The sequence below is a fragment of the Streptococcus mitis genome, assembly GCF_946188685.1.
GTDB classification, from domain to species: domain Bacteria; phylum Bacillota; class Bacilli; order Lactobacillales; family Streptococcaceae; genus Streptococcus; species Streptococcus mitis_CC.
In genome coordinates, this window is record NZ_CAMHWH010000004.1 from 79253 (window position 1) to 98618 (window position 19366).

At 39.8% G+C, this 19366-nt stretch carries 34 protein-coding genes and 1 tRNA gene; all 35 read left to right on the forward strand.

Annotated features, from left to right (window positions below):
- The first annotated feature begins 38 nt into the window (after window positions 1–38).
- The 35 genes from N8N51_RS04955 to N8N51_RS05125 all read left to right on the forward strand — a co-directional run bounded on the left by N8N51_RS04955 (window position 39) and on the right by N8N51_RS05125 (window position 19357).
- Window positions 39–203, forward strand: coding sequence for a DUF6290 family protein (locus N8N51_RS04955; protein WP_261103702.1), 165 nt, complete (start codon window positions 39–41; stop codon window positions 201–203).
- Window positions 204–333: 130 nt separating this feature from the next.
- Window positions 334–606, forward strand: coding sequence for a hypothetical protein (locus N8N51_RS04960; protein WP_261103704.1), 273 nt, complete (start codon window positions 334–336; stop codon window positions 604–606).
- A complete protein-coding gene (locus N8N51_RS04965) occupies window positions 590–1117 on the forward strand; it encodes a hypothetical protein (RefSeq protein WP_261103705.1) in 528 nt (175 codons plus the stop codon). The genes N8N51_RS04960 and N8N51_RS04965 overlap by 17 nt, the downstream gene beginning before the upstream one ends.
- Window positions 1098–3377, forward strand: coding sequence for an AAA family ATPase (locus N8N51_RS04970; protein WP_261103706.1), 2280 nt, complete (start codon window positions 1098–1100; stop codon window positions 3375–3377). Before N8N51_RS04965 ends, N8N51_RS04970 begins: the two co-directional genes overlap by 20 nt.
- 369 nt (window positions 3378–3746) lie before the next feature.
- A complete protein-coding gene (locus tag N8N51_RS04975) occupies window positions 3747–3980 on the forward strand; it encodes a hypothetical protein (RefSeq protein ID WP_261103707.1) in 234 nt (77 codons plus the stop codon).
- A complete protein-coding gene (locus N8N51_RS04980) occupies window positions 3973–4371 on the forward strand; it encodes a RusA family crossover junction endodeoxyribonuclease (protein WP_261103776.1) in 399 nt (132 codons plus the stop codon). Before N8N51_RS04975 ends, N8N51_RS04980 begins: the two co-directional genes overlap by 8 nt.
- Entirely contained in the window at window positions 4368–4583 is a 216-nt protein-coding gene (locus tag N8N51_RS04985) for a hypothetical protein (RefSeq protein ID WP_049500623.1), read from the forward strand. Before N8N51_RS04980 ends, N8N51_RS04985 begins: the two co-directional genes overlap by 4 nt.
- 3 nt (window positions 4584–4586) lie before the next feature.
- Window positions 4587–4775 carry a hypothetical protein gene (locus N8N51_RS04990; protein ID WP_261103709.1) on the forward strand — a complete coding sequence of 63 codons (189 nt, stop codon included), beginning with the start codon at window positions 4587–4589 and terminating at the stop codon, window positions 4773–4775.
- The gene (locus tag N8N51_RS04995) at window positions 4768–5292 is read left to right on the forward strand and encodes a DUF1642 domain-containing protein (RefSeq protein ID WP_261103711.1); all 525 of its coding nucleotides are present in this window, start codon (window positions 4768–4770) and stop codon (window positions 5290–5292) included. Before N8N51_RS04990 ends, N8N51_RS04995 begins: the two co-directional genes overlap by 8 nt.
- 135 nt (window positions 5293–5427) lie before the next feature.
- Window positions 5428–5553 carry a hypothetical protein gene (locus N8N51_RS05000; protein WP_261103712.1) on the forward strand — a complete coding sequence of 42 codons (126 nt, stop codon included), beginning with the start codon at window positions 5428–5430 and terminating at the stop codon, window positions 5551–5553.
- On the forward strand, window positions 5553–5717 hold the full coding sequence (locus tag N8N51_RS05005; RefSeq protein ID WP_261103713.1) for a hypothetical protein: 165 nt from the start codon (window positions 5553–5555) through the stop codon (window positions 5715–5717). The genes N8N51_RS05000 and N8N51_RS05005 overlap by 1 nt, the downstream gene beginning before the upstream one ends.
- A complete protein-coding gene (locus N8N51_RS05010) occupies window positions 5717–6070 on the forward strand; it encodes a hypothetical protein (protein WP_084887138.1) in 354 nt (117 codons plus the stop codon). Before N8N51_RS05005 ends, N8N51_RS05010 begins: the two co-directional genes overlap by 1 nt.
- Window positions 6071–6072: 2 nt before the next feature.
- On the forward strand, window positions 6073–6333 hold the full coding sequence (locus N8N51_RS05015) for a DUF1372 family protein (RefSeq protein ID WP_153195582.1): 261 nt from the start codon (window positions 6073–6075) through the stop codon (window positions 6331–6333).
- Complete coding sequence (locus tag N8N51_RS05020; protein ID WP_261103716.1) at window positions 6330–6719, forward strand: YopX family protein; 390 nt, start codon at window positions 6330–6332, stop codon at window positions 6717–6719. The genes N8N51_RS05015 and N8N51_RS05020 overlap by 4 nt, the downstream gene beginning before the upstream one ends.
- Window positions 6716–6949 (forward strand): DUF3310 domain-containing protein, encoded by a 234-nt coding sequence (locus N8N51_RS05025; protein ID WP_049500610.1) that lies wholly within the window; start codon window positions 6716–6718, stop codon window positions 6947–6949. Before N8N51_RS05020 ends, N8N51_RS05025 begins: the two co-directional genes overlap by 4 nt.
- Window positions 6942–7121, forward strand: coding sequence for a hypothetical protein (locus tag N8N51_RS05030; protein WP_049515365.1), 180 nt, complete (start codon window positions 6942–6944; stop codon window positions 7119–7121). The genes N8N51_RS05025 and N8N51_RS05030 overlap by 8 nt, the downstream gene beginning before the upstream one ends.
- Window positions 7111–7500, forward strand: a complete 390-nt coding sequence (locus N8N51_RS05035) for a helix-turn-helix transcriptional regulator (protein WP_261103718.1) — start codon at window positions 7111–7113, stop codon at window positions 7498–7500. Before N8N51_RS05030 ends, N8N51_RS05035 begins: the two co-directional genes overlap by 11 nt.
- Window positions 7497–7922: a DUF1492 domain-containing protein gene (locus N8N51_RS05040; RefSeq protein ID WP_049500604.1), complete on the forward strand. Its 426-nt coding sequence runs from the start codon at window positions 7497–7499 to the stop codon at window positions 7920–7922. Before N8N51_RS05035 ends, N8N51_RS05040 begins: the two co-directional genes overlap by 4 nt.
- Before the next feature lie 414 nt (window positions 7923–8336).
- Window positions 8337–8407, forward strand: a tRNA-Trp gene (locus N8N51_RS05045).
- 67 nt (window positions 8408–8474) lie between these two features.
- Window positions 8475–8921, forward strand: a complete 447-nt coding sequence (locus N8N51_RS05050; protein ID WP_261103719.1) for a terminase small subunit — start codon at window positions 8475–8477, stop codon at window positions 8919–8921.
- On the forward strand, window positions 8911–10167 hold the full coding sequence (locus tag N8N51_RS05055) for a PBSX family phage terminase large subunit (protein ID WP_261103720.1): 1257 nt from the start codon (window positions 8911–8913) through the stop codon (window positions 10165–10167). The genes N8N51_RS05050 and N8N51_RS05055 overlap by 11 nt, the downstream gene beginning before the upstream one ends.
- 11 nt (window positions 10168–10178) lie before the next feature.
- Entirely contained in the window at window positions 10179–11606 is a 1428-nt protein-coding gene (locus tag N8N51_RS05060; protein WP_261103721.1) for a phage portal protein, read from the forward strand.
- A complete protein-coding gene (locus N8N51_RS05065) occupies window positions 11566–13320 on the forward strand; it encodes a minor capsid protein (protein WP_261103722.1) in 1755 nt (584 codons plus the stop codon). Before N8N51_RS05060 ends, N8N51_RS05065 begins: the two co-directional genes overlap by 41 nt.
- On the forward strand, window positions 13311–13490 hold the full coding sequence (locus N8N51_RS05070) for a hypothetical protein (RefSeq protein WP_261078025.1): 180 nt from the start codon (window positions 13311–13313) through the stop codon (window positions 13488–13490). Before N8N51_RS05065 ends, N8N51_RS05070 begins: the two co-directional genes overlap by 10 nt.
- A gap of 235 nt (window positions 13491–13725) precedes the next feature.
- Window positions 13726–13938 (forward strand): crAss001_48 related protein, encoded by a 213-nt coding sequence (locus tag N8N51_RS05075; protein WP_261103723.1) that lies wholly within the window; start codon window positions 13726–13728, stop codon window positions 13936–13938.
- A 125-nt stretch (window positions 13939–14063) separates the two neighbouring features.
- Entirely contained in the window at window positions 14064–14630 is a 567-nt protein-coding gene (locus tag N8N51_RS05080; RefSeq protein WP_261103725.1) for a phage scaffolding protein, read from the forward strand.
- A gap of 26 nt (window positions 14631–14656) precedes the next feature.
- Window positions 14657–15571 carry a capsid protein gene (locus N8N51_RS05085; protein ID WP_261103726.1) on the forward strand — a complete coding sequence of 305 codons (915 nt, stop codon included), beginning with the start codon at window positions 14657–14659 and terminating at the stop codon, window positions 15569–15571.
- Window positions 15572–15587: 16 nt separating this feature from the next.
- Complete coding sequence (locus tag N8N51_RS05090; RefSeq protein ID WP_125393409.1) at window positions 15588–15848, forward strand: hypothetical protein; 261 nt, start codon at window positions 15588–15590, stop codon at window positions 15846–15848.
- Between the two features lie 17 nt (window positions 15849–15865).
- A complete protein-coding gene (locus N8N51_RS05095) occupies window positions 15866–16219 on the forward strand; it encodes a hypothetical protein (RefSeq protein WP_261103727.1) in 354 nt (117 codons plus the stop codon).
- A gap of 1 nt (window position 16220) precedes the next feature.
- Window positions 16221–16577 carry a hypothetical protein gene (locus N8N51_RS05100; protein WP_261103728.1) on the forward strand — a complete coding sequence of 119 codons (357 nt, stop codon included), beginning with the start codon at window positions 16221–16223 and terminating at the stop codon, window positions 16575–16577.
- A complete protein-coding gene (locus N8N51_RS05105; protein ID WP_261091222.1) occupies window positions 16564–16992 on the forward strand; it encodes an HK97 gp10 family phage protein in 429 nt (142 codons plus the stop codon). The genes N8N51_RS05100 and N8N51_RS05105 overlap by 14 nt, the downstream gene beginning before the upstream one ends.
- A complete protein-coding gene (locus N8N51_RS05110; protein WP_261078032.1) occupies window positions 16982–17404 on the forward strand; it encodes a phage tail terminator family protein in 423 nt (140 codons plus the stop codon). The genes N8N51_RS05105 and N8N51_RS05110 overlap by 11 nt, the downstream gene beginning before the upstream one ends.
- Complete coding sequence (locus N8N51_RS05115; RefSeq protein ID WP_261103729.1) at window positions 17391–17591, forward strand: hypothetical protein; 201 nt, start codon at window positions 17391–17393, stop codon at window positions 17589–17591. Before N8N51_RS05110 ends, N8N51_RS05115 begins: the two co-directional genes overlap by 14 nt.
- Window positions 17591–18874 carry a phage tail sheath family protein gene (locus N8N51_RS05120; protein WP_261103730.1) on the forward strand — a complete coding sequence of 428 codons (1284 nt, stop codon included), beginning with the start codon at window positions 17591–17593 and terminating at the stop codon, window positions 18872–18874. The genes N8N51_RS05115 and N8N51_RS05120 overlap by 1 nt, the downstream gene beginning before the upstream one ends.
- Window positions 18875–18892: 18 nt before the next feature.
- Complete coding sequence (locus N8N51_RS05125; RefSeq protein WP_049500573.1) at window positions 18893–19357, forward strand: phage tail tube protein; 465 nt, start codon at window positions 18893–18895, stop codon at window positions 19355–19357.
- The last annotated feature ends 9 nt before the right edge of the window (window positions 19358–19366 follow it).

A 19366-nucleotide genomic window follows, 5' to 3' on the forward strand; every position in this document is an offset into this window, starting at 1 on the left:
GTGTAATATATTTTTGTCAGACGAAAGGGGTGATGTCATTGTCTGATGCAAAAAAAATAGGACGTCCAACAAACGACCCTAAAAATTTACGAGTTACAATAAGATTTAATGATGAGCAAAGTCAAAAAATACAAGACTATGCTAAAAAAAATAATCTAACAACGTCGGAAGTTATTAGAAAAGCCGTTGACGACCTTAAATAAAAATAGCACATAACTCCCTTAGTTTGGCGACCAAAGAGTTATATGCTATCGCTGCAGAAAGTGTTTCCGCATGAAATATTATATCATGCGAGACACTTCTTTTCAACATACACAAAGGAGTGTTTTTATTATGACAAAAATTGAACTTTTAAACAGTTACGAAGAACTAGTAATCGATACTTCAGAGATTAGAGAAAGTCTTGAAATTTTACATGAATGGCTGTCGATAGCACCTAAATTTGAAGATCGTTGGTCTTATCATGATTTAATCGCATTGCACGGTCAACACTTTGCTTTGCTTAAACTTATCATGCATCGTATGGAGCACTTGACTGAGGAACATGGTGCAATCGTGAGAGAAGAAGTCAGAACAGGAGCGTGTAATAATGGGAAAAATAATTGATTTAGCTAATACAAAATTTGGACGATTATTGGTACTAAATACTTTTGAACGCCGAAAAAGATATATTTATTGGCTATGCAAATGTGATTGTGGTAATGAAAAATATATTCGCAGTGATCACCTACGATATGGAAAGATAACATCTTGCGGATGTTTTGAAAAAGAAGCTAGAAAAGAGGGGAATCATACGACCCACGGACTTTCTAAAACTAGAATCTTTAAAATTTTTCATGGTATGAAAAAACGCTGTTACAATCCCGAATGTGTTGCTTACAGCAACTACGGCGGTCGAGGTATAAAAATATGTGACGAATGGCTAAATAATTATACTTCATTTCATGATTGGGCGTTGTCTAATGGATACGCTGATAACTTGTCTATTGATAGGATAGATGTTAACGGTAATTATGAACCATCTAATTGTAGATGGGTGGATGCTAAAATCCAAGCAAATAATAGAAGACCAAGAAAAGACAAAGCAAAGGAAATAAATGTCAGAAGAAAAATTTGATTTACTACCATTATTAAACTATATTGACCCAGCTACCCTCTCATATGAGGGGTGGTTGTCGGTTGGTATGGCCTTGAAACACGAGGGGTATACGGCATCCGACTGGGATAACTGGTCACAAAATGATAGTCGATACAAGAAATTTGAGTGCTTCAAGAAATGGGATACTTTCAATGAAGAAGCAGGAACTATCGTGACGGGTGCGACGATTACCCAACTTGCTAAAGAAAATGACTGGGTGTCGCAATCTAGCTATGATAGCGAGAACGCGCATGAGTTAGGCTGGACCGATACAATAGATCGTGATTATCGTGTCATTGATAAAGACTGGATTGAAGGTAAGGAAATCCATGAGCCAACTATTTGGAATCCGGTTCAGGAAATTATCAAATACCTTGAAACGCTCTTTGAAGCTAGCGAAAATGTTGGGTACGTTACTGAATGCTATCCAAAGACTGACGATGAAACAGGCGAGATTGTCAAATGGCTGCCAACTAAGGGAGCCTATGACCGGACGGCTGGCCAGCTTATTAAAGAGTTGAGTCAGTGCAATGGTGACATCGGGGCAGTCTTGGGTGACTACCACGAAGAAGCTGGTGCATGGGTTCGATTCAATCCTATGGATGGAAAAGGTGCTAAAAATGAAAACGTGACAGATTTTAGATATGCCCTGGTCGAATCCGACAGTATGCCAATAGATAAGCAGAACGCCATTTACAAAGAACTTGAATTGCCGATCGTTGCCTTGGTGCATAGCGGAAACAAGTCGCTACACGCCATCGTCAAAGTAGATGCCAAGAATTACGAAGAATACCGTAATCGGGTTGATTATCTTTATAAGATTTGTCAAAAGAACGGCATTGTCGTCGATACACAGAATCGAAATCCAAGTAGACTATCTCGCATGCCTGGGTTCATCCGTAATGGACAGAAGCAATTCTTAGTAGATACTAACATCGGTAAGACCGATTGGGATGAATGGTATCAATACATCGAAGATTTGAACGATGATTTACCTGATCCTGAAGGATTGGCCGATAGTTGGGATAACTTGCCAGAGTTAGCTCCTGAGTTGATAAAAGGTGTCCTTCGTCAAGGCCATAAGATGCTGATTGCTGGACCATCAAAAGCTGGTAAGTCATTCGCTTTAATTGAAATGTCAATTGCAATTGCTGAAGGCAAAAAATGGCTAGGCTGGGATTGTACTCAAGGGCGTGTATTATACGTCAATCTGGAGCTAGACCGTCCGTCTGCCTTACATCGCTTCCGTGACGTTTATCAAGCTATGGGATTACCACCTAAAAGCATCCAGAATATCGATATCTGGAATCTTCGTGGGAAGACTGTACCGATGGACAAGTTGGCTCCTAAACTCATACGTCGAGCTTTGAAGAAAAACTATATCGCAGTTATCATTGACCCGATTTACAAGGTCCTGACTGGTGACGAGAACAGTGCAGACCAGATGGCACATTTTACGAATCAATTTGATAAAGTGGCCACAGAGTTAGGCTCTAGCGTTATCTACTGTCACCACCACTCAAAAGGTTCGCAAGGTGGCAAGAAGTCCATGGACCGCGCTAGTGGTTCGGGTGTATTCGCTCGGGATCCTGACGCGCTTATCGATTTGGTCGAGCTGGAAGTATCAGAGGAATTACTTACTCAGAGGATGAACCAAGCAGCGTGCGAAGTATACAAGCAGGCTTTGCAAGAACGAAATAACGCTTATTACCAACAGAATGTCGGACTAGATGACCTATTAAGTCCAGCGCAGATGAGAACGCACTTTGAAAAAGGCATCCCTGATGTCATGGCTCGTGCTCCTTATGTAGACAGGCTCGAAGAAGTCCGTAACAAGATTCAGATAGCAACCGCATGGCGTGTGGAAGGTACGCTTCGAGAGTTTGCCAAATTTAAGCCAGTGAATATGTGGTTCAGCTATCCAGTGCATACACTTGATGAATCAGGCGTGTTAGCAGATATCCAATTAGAAGATACTACGCCAAATTGGAAAAAGAATCTAGATAGTAAAAAGGGGAATGAGAAGAAAAAGAAATCTGCTGACGAGAGATTTACTACTGCTATGGATGCATTATTCGACGGAATCAATCCGGTTGAATTGAGTGAAATGGTGGAATATTTTTCAACAGAAGACAAACCTGTTAGCGAAAAAACTATCAGAAGATGGGTCAAAAATAGAGATGATTTTGAAGTGAAAAACAATCAAATCACACCCAAAGAAGAGCTAGGGACAGAGTAGGGACAAGGACAAACCCGATAGACAAACCCGAGAGTGTCCCTCGGGAATGTCCTTGACTCTCAGAGACAAACCCGAGAGTGTCCCTGTGTCTCTGGAGTGTCTCTAGGGACAAAGACAAACCCGAGAATGTCCCTGAGAAAACGCACAACCATGCGGATTTTTAGCTCTAGGGACAAACCCGAGAAATTCAGGGACAAAGCTAGGGACAGAATATCTCCCTCCTTGAGGAGAGATATTTAGGAAATGTCCCTGAGAGTTCAGAAGAACAGGTACAGGAACAGGGGCGATTGAGCTACGCCCCCTGTAACCCTGTAACCCTGTCCTTCACTCTGAACTTAGGCGCGTATAAAAAGAAAGGAAAAAATAAAAATGGGACGTCGAAAGAAAAAGTATTCAGTGAATTTGGAAATAGGTAAAAAAATGCCACCACTTTATCACACGTTGCCAGGGCAAGATTTTTGGTATTCCGATTCTGAAGTTTTGAAATGGGTTGCAAATCAGCCGACTCTTTTAAACTGGGTAAAAGACCAATTAAAAACAGCTGGCTACATCGTCTACAATCCTGAAACGGGGCAGTGGAAAGGTGTAGACTATGATGATTGAATTCTTTTTACCTATGCAAAAGATTCCGACAACGACTCACCAGCAAAAAAAGGTAAATGCTAGATTTGGTAAGCCAATCTTTTATGAGCCAGAGGACCTAAAAAATGCCAGAGCGAAATTTGAGAGCTTGCTCGCCCAGTATGTTCCTCCTGATAAATTTAAAGGAGCTATTCGTCTGACGGTTAAGTGGTGTTTCCCTCGTATCAAAAAAAGCTACGATGGTCAGTACAAGACCACGAAGCCAGATACAGACAATCTTCAGAAGTTGCTCAAGGATTGCATGACGAAGCTGGGATATTGGCAAGATGATGCTCAAGTGGCCAGTGAGATTGCTGAGAAGTTCTGGGCTGACACAGTTGGGATCTATATCAAGATTGAGGAATTGCCATGAGAATTGACTACATTGATTTCTTTAGCAGACAAATTCCAGAATGGATGGCGCGCAGCAATCAGAAGAGCCAAGAAGTCGGTTTTGCTTCCGACACTTATTGGCTATGGGCAGTGTCGTCGATTAGCGAAATTTGTAAGCAATACAATGATGATGAACTAGTGACAGAGCAGTTCGGATTGCTCTTTAACTGGCTAGAAAAACAAGCAGGATAAACCATGGAATATAACAAACAGACAGTAATCGACGGATTAAAACGCACAATCGAGCAAAACGAAGAGAAGATAATCGAGTATTCGAAGCCGTGTGATTCACGCAAGAGACGGATTAGAGCGCTGGAGCGTGATTTGTTAAAGAAAAAGAATAAAGAATTAAGAAAGAAAGTGGAGGAGTTGGAAGATGAATAAGCAGGAATTGATTAAAGAATTTGAAGAAATTGGTATTTATAGTTTGAATTTATTTAGTACTGTAGTTGAAGGTATTCCGACCAAAACTGCAATTAAACTAATAAAACAACTAGACGAACCAGAAAAAGTCAAAGTTCCGCAGTTTGTGGCGGATTGGTATGAGAAGAAAAAACATGATTTAAACCATTATATTTGGGATTACATCTATAATTGGAATCATCAAGAGGAATCGGAATTTAAAAGATGGATGAACTGTTCAATAATCTCGTTTCAAACCCTCGTCAACATGCATCAATTCGGCTACGAGGTCGAGAAAGAAAAGTGGTATACAGTTAAGATTAAAGGAAAAATCAAAGAAAATAAATTAGTTTACGGCTGGGGTGTAAAAAGGTATTTTTTCGCAACAAGTTATGATAGTTCAAAAAGAGGAAACCACACCCGCAAAGAACTAGAAGCTGCAGGCTTCGGCTGGGTTTTCAATTGTGAAGGTATTGAGATTGAGGAGGTGGAAGGATGATTATCAAGAATTATAAATATGAAAATTCTACAGATGGCATTCATTACATAATTGATGTAGATGGTTGCGAATTTGAAATGAATCACATAAAAAACTGAGTATGGCAGTGTGCAACATGAGGATATAGATTACTTTTTGGATGAAATTGGCGAGTACGATGTGCAAGAAGCTGAATTGATTGAAGACTTTGTAAGATTTCAAAATTACTTGTTAGTGTATGGAGTCGGATTTACTCTTAAGAACGCTGAGGAGGTGGAGTGATGGCAGATGAGCAAAATATTTTAGAGACACAATTGATTTTAGGTAAGCAAGTTTTAGAAATTGTATTGGATTTGCTAAAAAGTGACTCAAAAACAGGGGCAGTTCTACCTTTAAACATAAATGACCGTGAATTTACGATTACTGTAGAAAAAGAGGTGGAGTGATGGAATTTTTACTAACAAGCACAAGCGGGTGGGTTGAAAATCAAATCCCTAACGCCGTGATTAAAAAATACACAAAAATAGAAGTTAGAGGCTGTTCGACATTTGAAGAATTTGATAAGCGATTTTCTAGGTTAGAAGGCAGTTGGCTTTCTGAAGGAGTTAATCATAAAACGTCTAAAGGTCGAATACAAAGAGAATTCCCGAACGGTGCAGAGGGGCATTTTATCGAAATTAATTCGATAGAGGAGTTGCTAGAATTTCAGAAAAAAGTTGGAAACGAGCTAATAATTACTTCTGCTATTGATAATGAATCAATTCCAGCTATTGAAATTTACAATAATTACAGGGAGTGAACATGAAACGATTCATAGCTATCTGGATTCTGCTATCTGCTGGTCTAAACATCTGGCAGAGCATCCAAATCAAAAAATTAGAAGAAAAGCGCCCGATTATCGTCTATAAAGCTGACAATCAAGGTGCAGAAATCAAAGGCAGAGTCTTACAAAAGGAGAAGATTGGCGACATGTATACTATCACTATTAAAAATTATGGCATTTTCGTAGTCACGCAAACAAGCTACGAATCATTGAGGATTGGAGATGAGGTGAGATTATGAAACCGAAGTTTAGAGCGTGGGATAAGCACGGACAAAAGATGTTTGCTAATGACGAATTGATTATCTGGAATGGTAATGTCTATGCGAACGATAGCAAAAAGCTTACCTGCAACAATTTAAAAGGATGGTCGATTGATGATGAATATCTCATGCAATCAACAGGACTCAAGGATAAGAACGGTAAAGAAATCTTTGAGGGGGATATAGTCAAAATGTCTAAGGATGTCTATTCTGAACCCACTTATTACGAGGTTGTAAGACATCGTGGTGGAGCATATCGTCTTGAATCTAAACAACACGGATGTGAATTGTGGTTACGACATACGGATTGCGAGGTCGTGGGGAATATCTACGAAAACCCTGAGCTTTTGGAGGATAAGGAATGAATCCAGAAATAATTGACAACGTAAACAAACCAAGCCATTATCAAGGACGATATGGCATGGAGTCTATCGATGCCTTAAGGAATTTCATGACACCAGAACAGCTGAAAGGTTTTTATCTTGGAAATGCCTTGAAGTATCAACTGCGATTCCAGAAGAAAAACGGTCTTGAAGACCTGAAGAAAGCACGTAAGAACCTTGACTGGCTTATCGAGGAGATGGAGCATGAGTGAGTACGCTTTGTATCAAGGTGATACGTTCGTGACTTTAGGAACACTTGAGGAAATTAGCGAAGAAACAGGGATAAGTGAAGCGTCAATAAAATATTACTCTTGGAAATCTTATTGGAATAGATATCCGAATGGCAGGAAAGTGATAAAGATCGAGGTAGATGATGAAGAATAGTAATTTTTTTTCAGAACAGATTAGATTATGGAGAATTGGTAAAGGTCTATCTTTAAGAAAAGCTTCAAAGAGATTTGGTATTAGTCCAAAGACATTTTCAAATTGGGAACGAGGTCTGATACCAAGTGATCGTCAGAAAGAACGTCTGTCAAAAGAGTTGGGATTGGACAGAGATGTTTTATTCAAGAAGTGTGAGATTGGAAATCTTAATGCGCTTTTGAAAGAAAAACGTTTGGAACAAGGACTTACTCGTACAGAATTAGCAAAGCATTTGGGATATTCTTCAACAATCATAAGTTGTTGGGAGAGAGGTTTGGAAATTTCTGAATGTGAGGCAGAAGACATTTGTCAATTCTTTGGAATCGAGGTGTATGATTGACAGTAGATATTAAACAGAGGTTGAAGGCTTTGCCATATATCGATATAAAAGCTAAGTCGAAACATCAAGAATTGATTAGTTTGCGTTCTAGTATCTTACGAGGGCAGACGTTTGATTCGATGCCTAAAGCTAGAGATAACAAGAATAAGACTGAAGATTTGAATGTATCGATTATCGACCAGTCAGAACAGTTGTACGAGGAAATTAGGTCGATTTATCGTGAACGTGACGAGATGATTCAAGCGATTGAATCTCTTGATGATCCGTTTGAAAACATTGTGATGAGGTTGCTTTATATCAATGGCCTAACGTGGAATGAAGTCGAACGAAAATTAAGATGTAGCCCAGCAACTATCCAAAGAACAAGAGGTAGAGCGTTAGCTAAAATGTCTAAAATGTTTGATAATAACGATAGTAAATGATAGTTATAATCTGCTAAAATAGTATTATCAGCTGAAGGCGGTAAGCGCACTGATAACTCCTTATATTTTCCATTTTATTTCCGAGGCTTCGGCCTCGTTTTGGCGGTGACAGGCGTAAAGTGATTTATCTCCTATGTATTTTTTTCGGTTCGAGTCCGGACATCGCCGTTTGAGTGTTTGTGTCCCAGAATGGGGTAGGCAGTAGGCTTAGCATTCATATATCACTCATTAACTTAAAAAATGGTTGCAGAAGCGACCGAACCTCGCATGGATGCGTAGCTACTTATATCCTAGGTAAGTTATAAGCTAGAGGGTTTGATTCCCTCAGAGGTTATTAATGACTACAAAAAAATAAATCAGAAAATTTATTTCTAATTAACACGCAAGGTAGTAGTCGCCTTGCATTTTAAAAAAAGGCTTTTAGTGTAGCGGTAACACAACAGTCTCCAAAACTGTTATCGTGGGTTCGATTCCTGCAAAGCCTGTGAGAGGTCTTAAAAAGGTCGCACATCGTGTGGCTTTTTTTGATTATAAAAAAGGTGGTGATGGAAAATGAACGATAAACAGAAACACTTCGCTGATGAGTACATCATCAGTAGAAATGCAACACAATCTGCAATAAAAGCAGGGTATTCTGATAAAACAGCGAGGTCTATAGGACAAAGATTGTTGACAAAAGTTGACATTTCTGAATACATTAAAAAACGTACAGAAGAACTTTTTGACGAACGTTCAATGTCAATCGCAGAAGCCTTGGCAATCTCTGCTAGTATCGCTAGAGGGGAAACTCAACAAGGATATTCTAAGAAAACTGTAAAGACTGCTGAAGGTGTTGAAATATTTGAAACGACTTATGAATTTACTCCGACAATTGAAGAAAGACAACGTTCCCTAGATCATATATTCAAAGTGAATGGTGCGTATTTAGAGAGAAAAGAAATCGAGATGTCTTCGGCTGTTCAATTCGTTGATGATATAGGAGTTAGCGATGAAGCGTAGAATGAGCGAATTTATCCCAAAGGCTTTTTACTCTATGTGGCGTGCAGCGTTAGACCCTAAAATCTTACATGTGGTTGAAAAGGGTGGGCGTGGTTCTGGTAAGTCAAGCGACCTCGGACACACTATAATTCAACTGATTATGCGCTATCCAGTCAATGCCGTGTGTATTCGTAAGACGGATAATACCTTAGAACAATCGGTCTATGAGCAATTGAAATGGGCGATTAGTGAGCAAGGGGTTAGTCATTTATTTAAGATTAATAAGTCCCCTTTGAAGATAACCTATATCCCAAGAGGAAATTATATTATCTTCCGTGGTGCACAAGATCCAGAGCGTATTAAGTCCTTGAAAGACAGCCGTTTTCCATTCGCAATCGGCTGGATTGAAGAGCTTGCTGAGTTTAAAACTGAAGATGAAGTAAAGACAATCACCAACTCGCTCCTACGTGGAGAATTGGATGATGGTCTTTTTTATAAATTCTTTTACTCTTACAATCCTCCAAAAAGAAAACAGTCTTGGGTGAATAAGAAGTATGAGAGTGTCATACAGCCTCCTAACACCCACGTACACCATTCGACTTACTTAGATAACCCATATATATCCCAAGCATTCATAGAAGAAGCAGAGGCCACGAGAGAACGTTCAGAGAAGCGTTACCGTTGGGAGTATCTGGGTGAGGCTATCGGTTCTGGTGTAGCACCGTTTGAAAATCTGGTATTCCAAAAGATTACAGACGAGGAAATAGCAAGGTTTGATAACATTCGGCAAGGGAACGACTTTGGTTACGCCAACGACCCTCTGGCCTTTGTAAGATGGCATTACGACAAGAAGAAACGAGTTATCTACGCTATTGATGAGATTTATGGCGTGAAGATTAGCAACCGTGAATTGGCTGAAAGAATCCGTGAGAAAGGCTATCAATCTCAGATGATAACCTGTGATAGCGCAGAACCTAAGTCGATTGATGAGTTAAAACTGCAGCTAAATATTCCGCTTGTTCAAGGTGCTAAGAAAGGTCCTGATAGTCGTGAGTATGGAGAGCGCTGGTTGGATGATTTGGATGCAATTGTGATAGATCCAGAACGCACACCGAATATTGCACGAGAATTCGAAAGTGCGGACTATGCAGTTGACCGCGATGGCAATCCTAAACCCAAGCTAGAAGAAGTAAACGACCACACAATCGACGCTACAAGATATGCGTTTGAAGACGATATGAGACAGCCAGGAATATCATTCTGGTAGGAGAAGGAGAAATGTTGAGTAATTGGTTTAAATGGTTAATCAGGCGGTTGTTGATTAAGAATACAACCCAAAATGAAATACTAGAGATTGAGATAAAAGAACACCAAAATTCTGAGAAAGTAAGCACGATGAAAGAGGCTTACAACTACTATCGAAATCGCACGGATATTCGAAATAAGAAAGTAGATGTGGATTGGCGGACGAATTCAAGGATTGAATTGGGTTTGTTTAAGAAGCTGGTAGACCAGAAGGTCGGTTATTTATTTTCTAAAAAACCAACAATCTCTCTTGAAGGAGAAGAATCACAAGACTTTTTAGACAGCGTGTTTGACGAGGATCTTTTATCTACGATTAAGTCGCTCGGTAAGGAAGCGGTGATGAAAGGGATAGCTTATGGCTTGCCTTATTACGACGAGAATGGCCGTCTACGCTTGTTTAAAATCCCAAGCGAACAGATTATCCCTTTTTGGAAAGACGAGCGTCATTTGGAATTATCTGCCTTTGTACGTGTCTATAATCAAGCCGTCTACGAAAGCGGAGTGAAGAAGACCAAAACCTTTGTAGAATACTACGATGAAAAAGGAATTACAGATTATATCTGGACAGGTTCACACCTTGAACTCAATCCACTGTCTAAGGAGACCAAGGGGAATTTTTATTACGTCAACGCTGACGGCACACGAACCCCTTATACTTGGGAGAAAGTCCCTCTGATTCCATTCCGTTACAACGAGTATGAGGACGGTCTTTTAGTCCAAACCAAGTCTCTGATTGATAATATTCAACTTCAAATGTCTACTAATGCTGATATGCTGGCAGATATGCCGAAGTTGATTTATGTTTTGAAAAACTATCAAGGCGCAGACCTGGGCGAGTTCATGAATAATCTGAATAAGTTCCGCTCTATCAAGGTTTCTAGCGATGGTGGTGTAGATACCCTGCAAGCAGACAATGATACTAGCGGAGTTGAAACAGATATTGAACGCTCTCGTAAGTTTTTGTATGAGGCTGCACGAGCCATTGATACCCAAGATGACAATCTAGGTAATGCCAGCGGTCAGGCTCTTAAATGGCGCTATACAGACCTTGATTTGGACTGTAATGAGCTAGAAAATGAGTTCCAAAAAGGTATCAAGCAATTCCTTTGGTTCGTAGAACAGTATGCAGCTAACAAAGGAGTAGCGTTTGATTCATCTAAATTTACTTATGTATTTAACCGTGACATCATTTCAAATGAGTCTGAAGCTATTCAAGATTGTGTAAACTCAATCGGTATCCTAGACGATCTAAGCATTCGTGAACAACATCCATGGTATCAACCAGAGGTTGAGAAACGATTGAAAGAACAACAGGAACAAGGACAAGATCCATACTCTCAGACTAATTTCAAAAAGGTAGATGAAGACCATGACGACCAAGGACAAGAAAAAGATAGATGAGCACTGGATTGAGCGAGCTTTACAACAGGAACAAAACGCTCAGATAGTTGCTGATAGGTACATGGCACAGATTGGCCAATCCTTTGCAGACTATAAGCACCAGCTAATTTCTGAGATTGAGAAGTTTTATGCCAGGTATGCGGTTGATAACAAGATGACTCATGCAGAGGCCAAGCAATATCTGACAGATAAAGAGCGTAGAGAGTTTAAGCATGTAACCCTTGAAAGGTTCCGTGAGATGGCCTTAAATCCTGATACACCGACACCACTGTTGGACGCCTTGGCTTATCGCCATCGTATCAGTCGCAAGGAGGCTTTGCTTGCCGAAATTGAGCGTCTAACGGCTGAGTTATACGGTAAACCAGACGGCATACATGACAAGGTCACAGAGGCTCTGAGCGACGTCTACATCAAAGGTAAAATCCATCAAGCTAAGAACTTGGCTCATTTTGGAATTATAGAGAAACCAATATTAGGTGTCGATGCAGTTAAGCATAAGATGGCTAGTAACTGGAGTGGTAAGACCTTTTCTGAAAACGTGTGGGTTCATAAAGAAGTTGCTTATAAAGCAATCAGTGATGTCTTGAACAAAGGCCTAACAGGTGGCTGGTCTATTGATAGAATGGCTAGGGCTCTTTCTGAGCGTACAGGAGTCGCCTATCATCGAGCAGATACGCTTGTCAGGACTGAGACGACCTTTTATAATAATCTTGCAACACTAGATACTATCAAGGAATTAGGTGGCGACCATTACGAAATCGTAGCGGTATTAGACAGTCGTACAAGTGAGATTTGTAGGTTAGAAAATCACGAGGTTCATTCTGTTAAGGAATATGAATCAGGTCGAACCGCACCGCCCTTTCATGTTCGTTGTCGTTCTACTATCAGGCCTGCGGTTAAGTCTGATAAGCCTAGTCCTTACTTCAATATCTTGCAAAACGACGGCTCAGTAAAACTAGCCACTGAGCAACGTTCTTTGGACGAAATCTTTGCAGGATGGGAGCGTGAAGGGGAAGCGATTAAAGAAAAACTGTTTGCGAAAGACGGGGAAAAGATGTATAATCAGGATATGTTTACAATGGACTTAATGGCTAAACAACGCTCCTTTGCAGTTGGAAATGATATCAGAGTTAAAACAAAGAAATTGAATGGAACAGATTTTGATTTTTGGGTACAAGATAACACAAAGAAAATCAGAGATACTGTTTTTAATGTCCAATCAAGCCTTAAGGAATTAAATGATTTTCCAACTCCAACAGTTGTTTTTTTGAAAAAATCAAGACTACCTGGATTTGCTGGGTATGATTATAAACAGGATATTCTATTTGTGAGTGATGCACTTCATTCGGAAATAGAATTTGCTAAAGTTCTATCTGATAATTATTTTGCCGCTCAAAATATTACAGATACCATGGTTCATGAATTAACGCATAAAAAACATTGGGACTCTGCTAAAGCATTTTACAAAGCCAACAAAAAGCGGTATAATAGTGTCGAACAAGCAATGTCTGAATTGAACTCCCCATTAGTGTCATATGTCAAGGAACAATTGAAACATGACTATAATTATCTTTATAGTATTAGCGATAATGCAGCTATTGCGTTTTACAACGATAACATCAATGAGTTGGTTGCTGAAGTCGGGGTATTGGGGGATAAGATTACAGACCCAAATCTGTTAAATAAAGTTAAGGAGGTTCTATCATGGAAGTAATGGCTATGCCTAGCAAAGAAGTTTTGATTTTTACAAAACAAATCCGCCACTGGATTGTTGGCGATAAAACTATTTCAGGAAAGAAACAATTTATTTTCCGTGAGGATACTCCTCCTGAAATCTTAAAACTTTATCAAGATATAAAACCAAAACTTGAATTTGCTTATTAACAATTACCAAAGCACCTAGAGAAATCTAAGTGCTTTTCTTATGCTCAGAAAGGAGTAAAGGCATGTTTATTTGGGATTTAGTATCAATCGCTTTTGGGTGGTTGGTATTTTTGTTCTTGATGCTGTTTATCATAGCGTTTGTAAAACAAGTTATCAAAGAAGTTAAAGAAATTAAAAAATAACCTAACCGCATCGAAATCGAGGCGGTTTTCTTATGCTTGAAAGGAATAAAGACATGGAAGATTGGAAAAGACGTTTTATCGACGAATACAATGCGCTTAAGGATAAATATACAAAATTACATAAAACAGTTATCAAATACGAAGCTGGTACGCTCAATTTTGAGCCAAAATGCTCAATTGAAGTTTTAAAAAATCAAAAGTGCGCCATGGGTCAGTATCTATACTGGCTAGAAGTTCGATCAGAAATCGAAGGAATCGAATTATAAAACCTAACCGTATGGAATCCCGTACGGTTTTCTTTCGCCCTAGGCATGGCGTTAAAAGGCTTTTTTACTTTACCAAAATGTCGTGGTCGTTGCCACGTTAAAACAAACGTACAGGAGGAAAAGAAATGAATCGTAAATTTTTGGAACAGTTAGGATTGACTGAAGAACAAGTTGAAGCAGTTGTGACCGAACACGGGAAATCAACACAGGACTTACAAGCGAAGGTGTCTGCTGCAGAAGATAATGCCAAGGGCTTGCAAGACCAGTTGAAAGAGCGTGATAAGGACATGAAACAGCTCAAGAAAGACGCTGAGGGCAATGCTGACTTACAACAAAAATACTCAGACTTGGACAGCAAGTACAAGACGCAACAGAAGGAACATGAACAACAACTCAAGACAATGCAACTAGATCATGCTATTGAAATGCACTTGAGCGGTCAGGTTCATGACGCTGGAATCGTGTCTAGTCTACTAGACAAGTCTAAATTAGGATTAGGTGATAACGGAGCGGTGACTGGATTAGATGAACAGTTGACGGCTTTGAAGGAATCTAAAGGCTTTTTATTTGCTCCAGAAAAGGCTGTAGAACCACACATCGCTGGTGCTAAGCCACAAGGGGCAACACAAGAAGAAACAGTTGCTAACGACCTGACAACGCAGATGATTAATGCGTTTACGTCAGATCTATAATCAAAAAATAGAAAAGAGGAACAGATATGCCAGCAACATTGAACTATGCAGAATCTTACCAACAAGGTTTGCAAACCCGCTACAGTGAAAACGGATTGTTATTCACTCAAAAACTTTGGAACTCTCCATCAAACACGCTTTTGAAATTCACAGGGGCTAAAGAAGTTAAAGTACCACGGCTTTTGATTAAGGAAGGGCGTAAAGATCGTACACGTCGCACGATTACGAATATTGACGCTAACTATGAAAACCAATGGGAAACATACACATTGACTAACGAGCGTTACTGGTCAACATTAGTAGACCCATCAGATGTTGATGAAACTAACTACGTTACTTCCATTGCTAACATCACTAAAACATTCAATGATACTGAAAAAGTTCCAGAAATGGATAAATTCATGGTATCTAAATTGTTCTCTCGTAAGAAAGAACTTGATACAGAAAGTAAACAAATTAAGTCATTGAACTTGACTGAGGAAAACTTCCTCGCAACCTTCGATGAGTTGATGGAACAAATGGACGAAGCTGGAGTACCAGCAGAAGGTCGTGTTATTTTCTGTACCCCAGCAGTTAAACGTATGATCAAGAACATCAAGCAATTTGGCCGTACAGTCAATATCCACGGACAAGGGACAGTGATTGACCGTTCTATTGGTCGTTTGGACGATGTGACGATTGAACCATCTATTCCATCTGATCGCATGAAGACCGTGTACAACTTCACAAATGGCGCTAAGGTTGACCCAACTGCTAAACAAATCCATTTCTTCTTGATTCATATTCCATGTATGGCAGCACCGCAAAAATATGAATTCGTAGGGCTTGACGCACCAAGTGCTTCTTCAAGCGGTAGCTACTTGTATTATGAACAATCTTACGATGATGTATTGCTATTCAAGACTAAGCATGAAGGCCTAGCATTTGTCGTCGCACCTTAAAAAAGGAGGATAGAAAATGTTAACAGTAAAAAAGGATAACCGTGTCCTCAACATTGACGAACTAGAAAAAGTAACCTTCTTGGAAGATGGTTATGATGTGGTCGAAATTCGTGACGGTGAGTATGCTGTAGTTGAATCTGCTACTGGCGGACGCACTTACACTATTCAAGAGTACAGAGCAGTAGTTGCTGAACGTGACCAAGCTCTTGCTGAACGTGATAAGGCTCTAGCAGAGCTTGACAAATTGGCTAAGAAATTGGCTAAAGACGATAAGTAGAAAGAGAGGTTCTGCTGATGGAGAAGAGAACATCGGAAGAAATCCAAAAGCATAATGAAGATGCTAGACAAGCCTTGATTGACTTGTATGAACAACGTTATTCATGCTATCCAGAAGAGTTAGTAGTCGATGAAATCATGCAGAACATTCTTAACTACTGCAATCGTGAGGATTTTCCTTTAGAATTGCGATTTGTGGCCATTCAGATGGTTTATGTTGTTTGTAATCCTGACCAAGCTGTCCAAGGCAAGAATATTTCTGTTGGAGATACTCGTGTCGAATTGGCTAAGTCAGACCTTGCCAGACGTGCTGAAAGTGTCTTGCTGGACTTTACCAGCCAGTTACAGCGGTTCAGAAAGTTGAGGTGGTAGGATGAATATCAATGATGTCTTATCTCAGGCAACACCAAGCATTGAATGGACTTATGATAAAAAGATGGATGTGTTTGATACTGTCGAGGGTACGAAACCCAACGGAGCTGATTTTGTAGAGTTCAAAGAAATCTACAAGAAGGTTCCCTGTCGTGTCTCTGTTCGTAACTTAGTGAATACAGAGCAGAACGAAGCGCATCAACTCAAGACAGAACACAAGATTTTCTGTTCGCCTAAATTCACTATCAAAGCTGGTAGTAAATTGATCGTGGACGGCATTAAATACCTGACTAGTGAAGACCCGATGGTCTATGTCACACATCAAGAAATTGTGGTGAGACGACATGAGTGGTTATGATGATAGTGATGTTCAAAAGTTCTTGAAACGACTTGAACGAGCTCAAGCAATCATTGATTCTGAGTTTATGCAGGCTGCTAAAGATATCGGCCTAGCCTTTTTGAAAGAGGTTAAGGAGCGAACACCAAAGGGTCTCACTGGTAAGCTCAATCAATCATGGAAGATGGAAGTAAGCAAAAATGGGAATGTGTACGAAGTTATCGCATTTAACCCTATGGAGTATGCTTCTTTCGTCGAAAGTGGACATCGTCAACAAGTAGGGCGTTATGTCCCTGCCATTGGTAAGCGTTTGGTCAATCCTTGGGTAGAAGGGCGCTTCATGATGAGGCTGACAGAAGAACAGATTAAACAGAAAATCCCACAAATCACGCAACAAATCGAAGAGAGGCTAAAGGAGGAACTAGGTGGATTATAGTATTAGACCACTCGTCATCAAGCAACTCAAAGATGTGTTTGGGTGCAAGGTATATGATGAACAAATCCAACAAGGATTGAAAACACCTTGTTTTATTGTAGATGTGAAGCCTGTGACTCGGAAGCGGTTGGCAAACCAAAACGATAAGCAGGTTTTTATTGTCTTGCTGCATTACTACACCGAAAAAACAACCGACTTGTATCAGAAGTTTGAGGAGATTGAAACGGTGTTTAATTCACCCTCCTTTCGTTATTTAGGGGATAAGTACCCTATCAATGATTTGAAGGTGGAATACAATGCGAATGATTTGATATGCACATTCACAATCACTCGATACGTACGATGGGTTGAAGAAGAACCGACAATGCAAATATTAGAAAGGATAGGTGAAACTTCTCATGGAAATGATTGAAGAAGTAGGTTATGTAACCGAACCAGTGGTACCAACCACTGAAGATAAATTTGGTAAAGAGGCATTACTCAAGTATTTTGAAGATGATGCAACTTTGTTAAACATTTTGCTGGAAGATGACCAGTCATACTCACTAGCAGAAGTAAGACGCATTTTAGAAGACTGGAGAAAGGGTGTGGCTAACTAATGGCACAATGGACAGTACAGAATAAACGAGTTCCAAAGGCCTACATCAATTTCGTATCAAGAGATGATGTGATTATTCCTTTGGAAGACAATACGATTGCAGCAGTCATGATTGCTGGATCTTGGGGAGAACCTGGTGCCTTCACACTTGTTGATGGTACAAGTAACTTCCGTCGCCTATTTGGTAAACCGATTGATGAACTTCTTCCGATTCGTGAAGCCTTGAAAGGAACTGGTAAGGTCCTTGTCTATAATGGTGTGAATAACACTGGGGTACAAGCGACGAAAACAGAAAATGATATGATCGTTACAGCTAAATACAAAGGATTGGCTGGTAACCATATTCATGTTATCTTCAAGAAGCAAGTTGAGACTGGTTTTGAGGTAACAACCGTTTTCTTCGGAAAAGAAGTTGATAAACAAATCATCACAGCCTTGCCATTTAAGAATGACTATGTGAATGTAACGGGTACTTTAACAACAGAAGATAAAACAATCTTACTTGAAGGTGGTACCGATGGAGCTACAACCAATTCAGAGGTTGAAGATTTCCTAAACGCACTCGATACTCAAGACTTCCGTGTCTTGGCTCTGGGTACAGATGAAAGTGCAACAAAAGCACTTGTTACGGCTCATATCAAGAAATGGCGTGACGCTGGTCGTTCAGTTATTGCAGTCTTGAATGATTACACGGATGCTGACGATGAAGGTGTTGTATCAGTCGGTAACGGGGTTACATTAAGCGACGGTACGAAACTAAGCGCTAAGGACTGTGTATACTTCGTAGCTGGTAAGTACGCAGGGGCTGGCTTACAATCCAATACATTCAAGTCTTATCCAGGCGCTATCGACTGTGAGCGTAAGAACGAAGCAGAGGCTGAAAAGCTCATCAATAAAGGTCAGCTTATCTTTGCTTATCGAAATGAAAAAGTTATTATCCTGTCAGATGTGAACTCATTTACTAGCTATACGGCAGAACACAGTCGTATTTTTGGTAAGAATAAACTTGTTCGTACAATGGATAATATCAATGCTAATGTCAAGTATATCTTTGAGAATTACTTCATTGGTAAAGTACCAAACAACGTGAATGGTCGTGAGCTGTTTAAACAACGAATCATCACAATGGTCCTTGACCCACTTGCTCAAAAGCAAGCCTTGGAGTATAAAGCGAAAGATATTGAGATTTCACAAGGTATCACTAAAGAATCAGTCGTGGTTAACTTGCCAGTTGTCTTGACGGATGCTATGGAAATCTTGTACATGACAGTTATCTGTGATTAAGAAAGGAGAAACTAGCTAATGGCTATTATGAACCAATTAGATGCTTTGTCAGCTAAAGAAGGAACGGTCTTCTTTACAATCAATGACAAGCAGTACGAACTAGCAGAGCTTATCTCTCTAGAAGCGAAAATTGAATACACAAAAGCTGATGTTACCCCTCTTAACTCTCGTATGAAGGGTGGTAAGATTGTCGGTGCAGAAGGTACAGGAACTGTGAAGATGTATTACCATCGTCCTGAATTGAAGAAAATGGCTTTGGAATACGTTAAAAACGGCTTGTTGCCTCGTATTGATATCAAGTGTACCAATGAAGATCGCACATCTCGTGCAGGTCGTTATACCATTGTTTTGAAAGGTGTTCTGTTCAAAGAATCACTTATCTTTAAACTAGATGGATCAGCAGATGAGGTCATTGACGAAGAAACAGACTTCACATTCCAAGATTTTGATATCTTATCAGAATTCCAAGAAATTACATACTAACACAAGGAG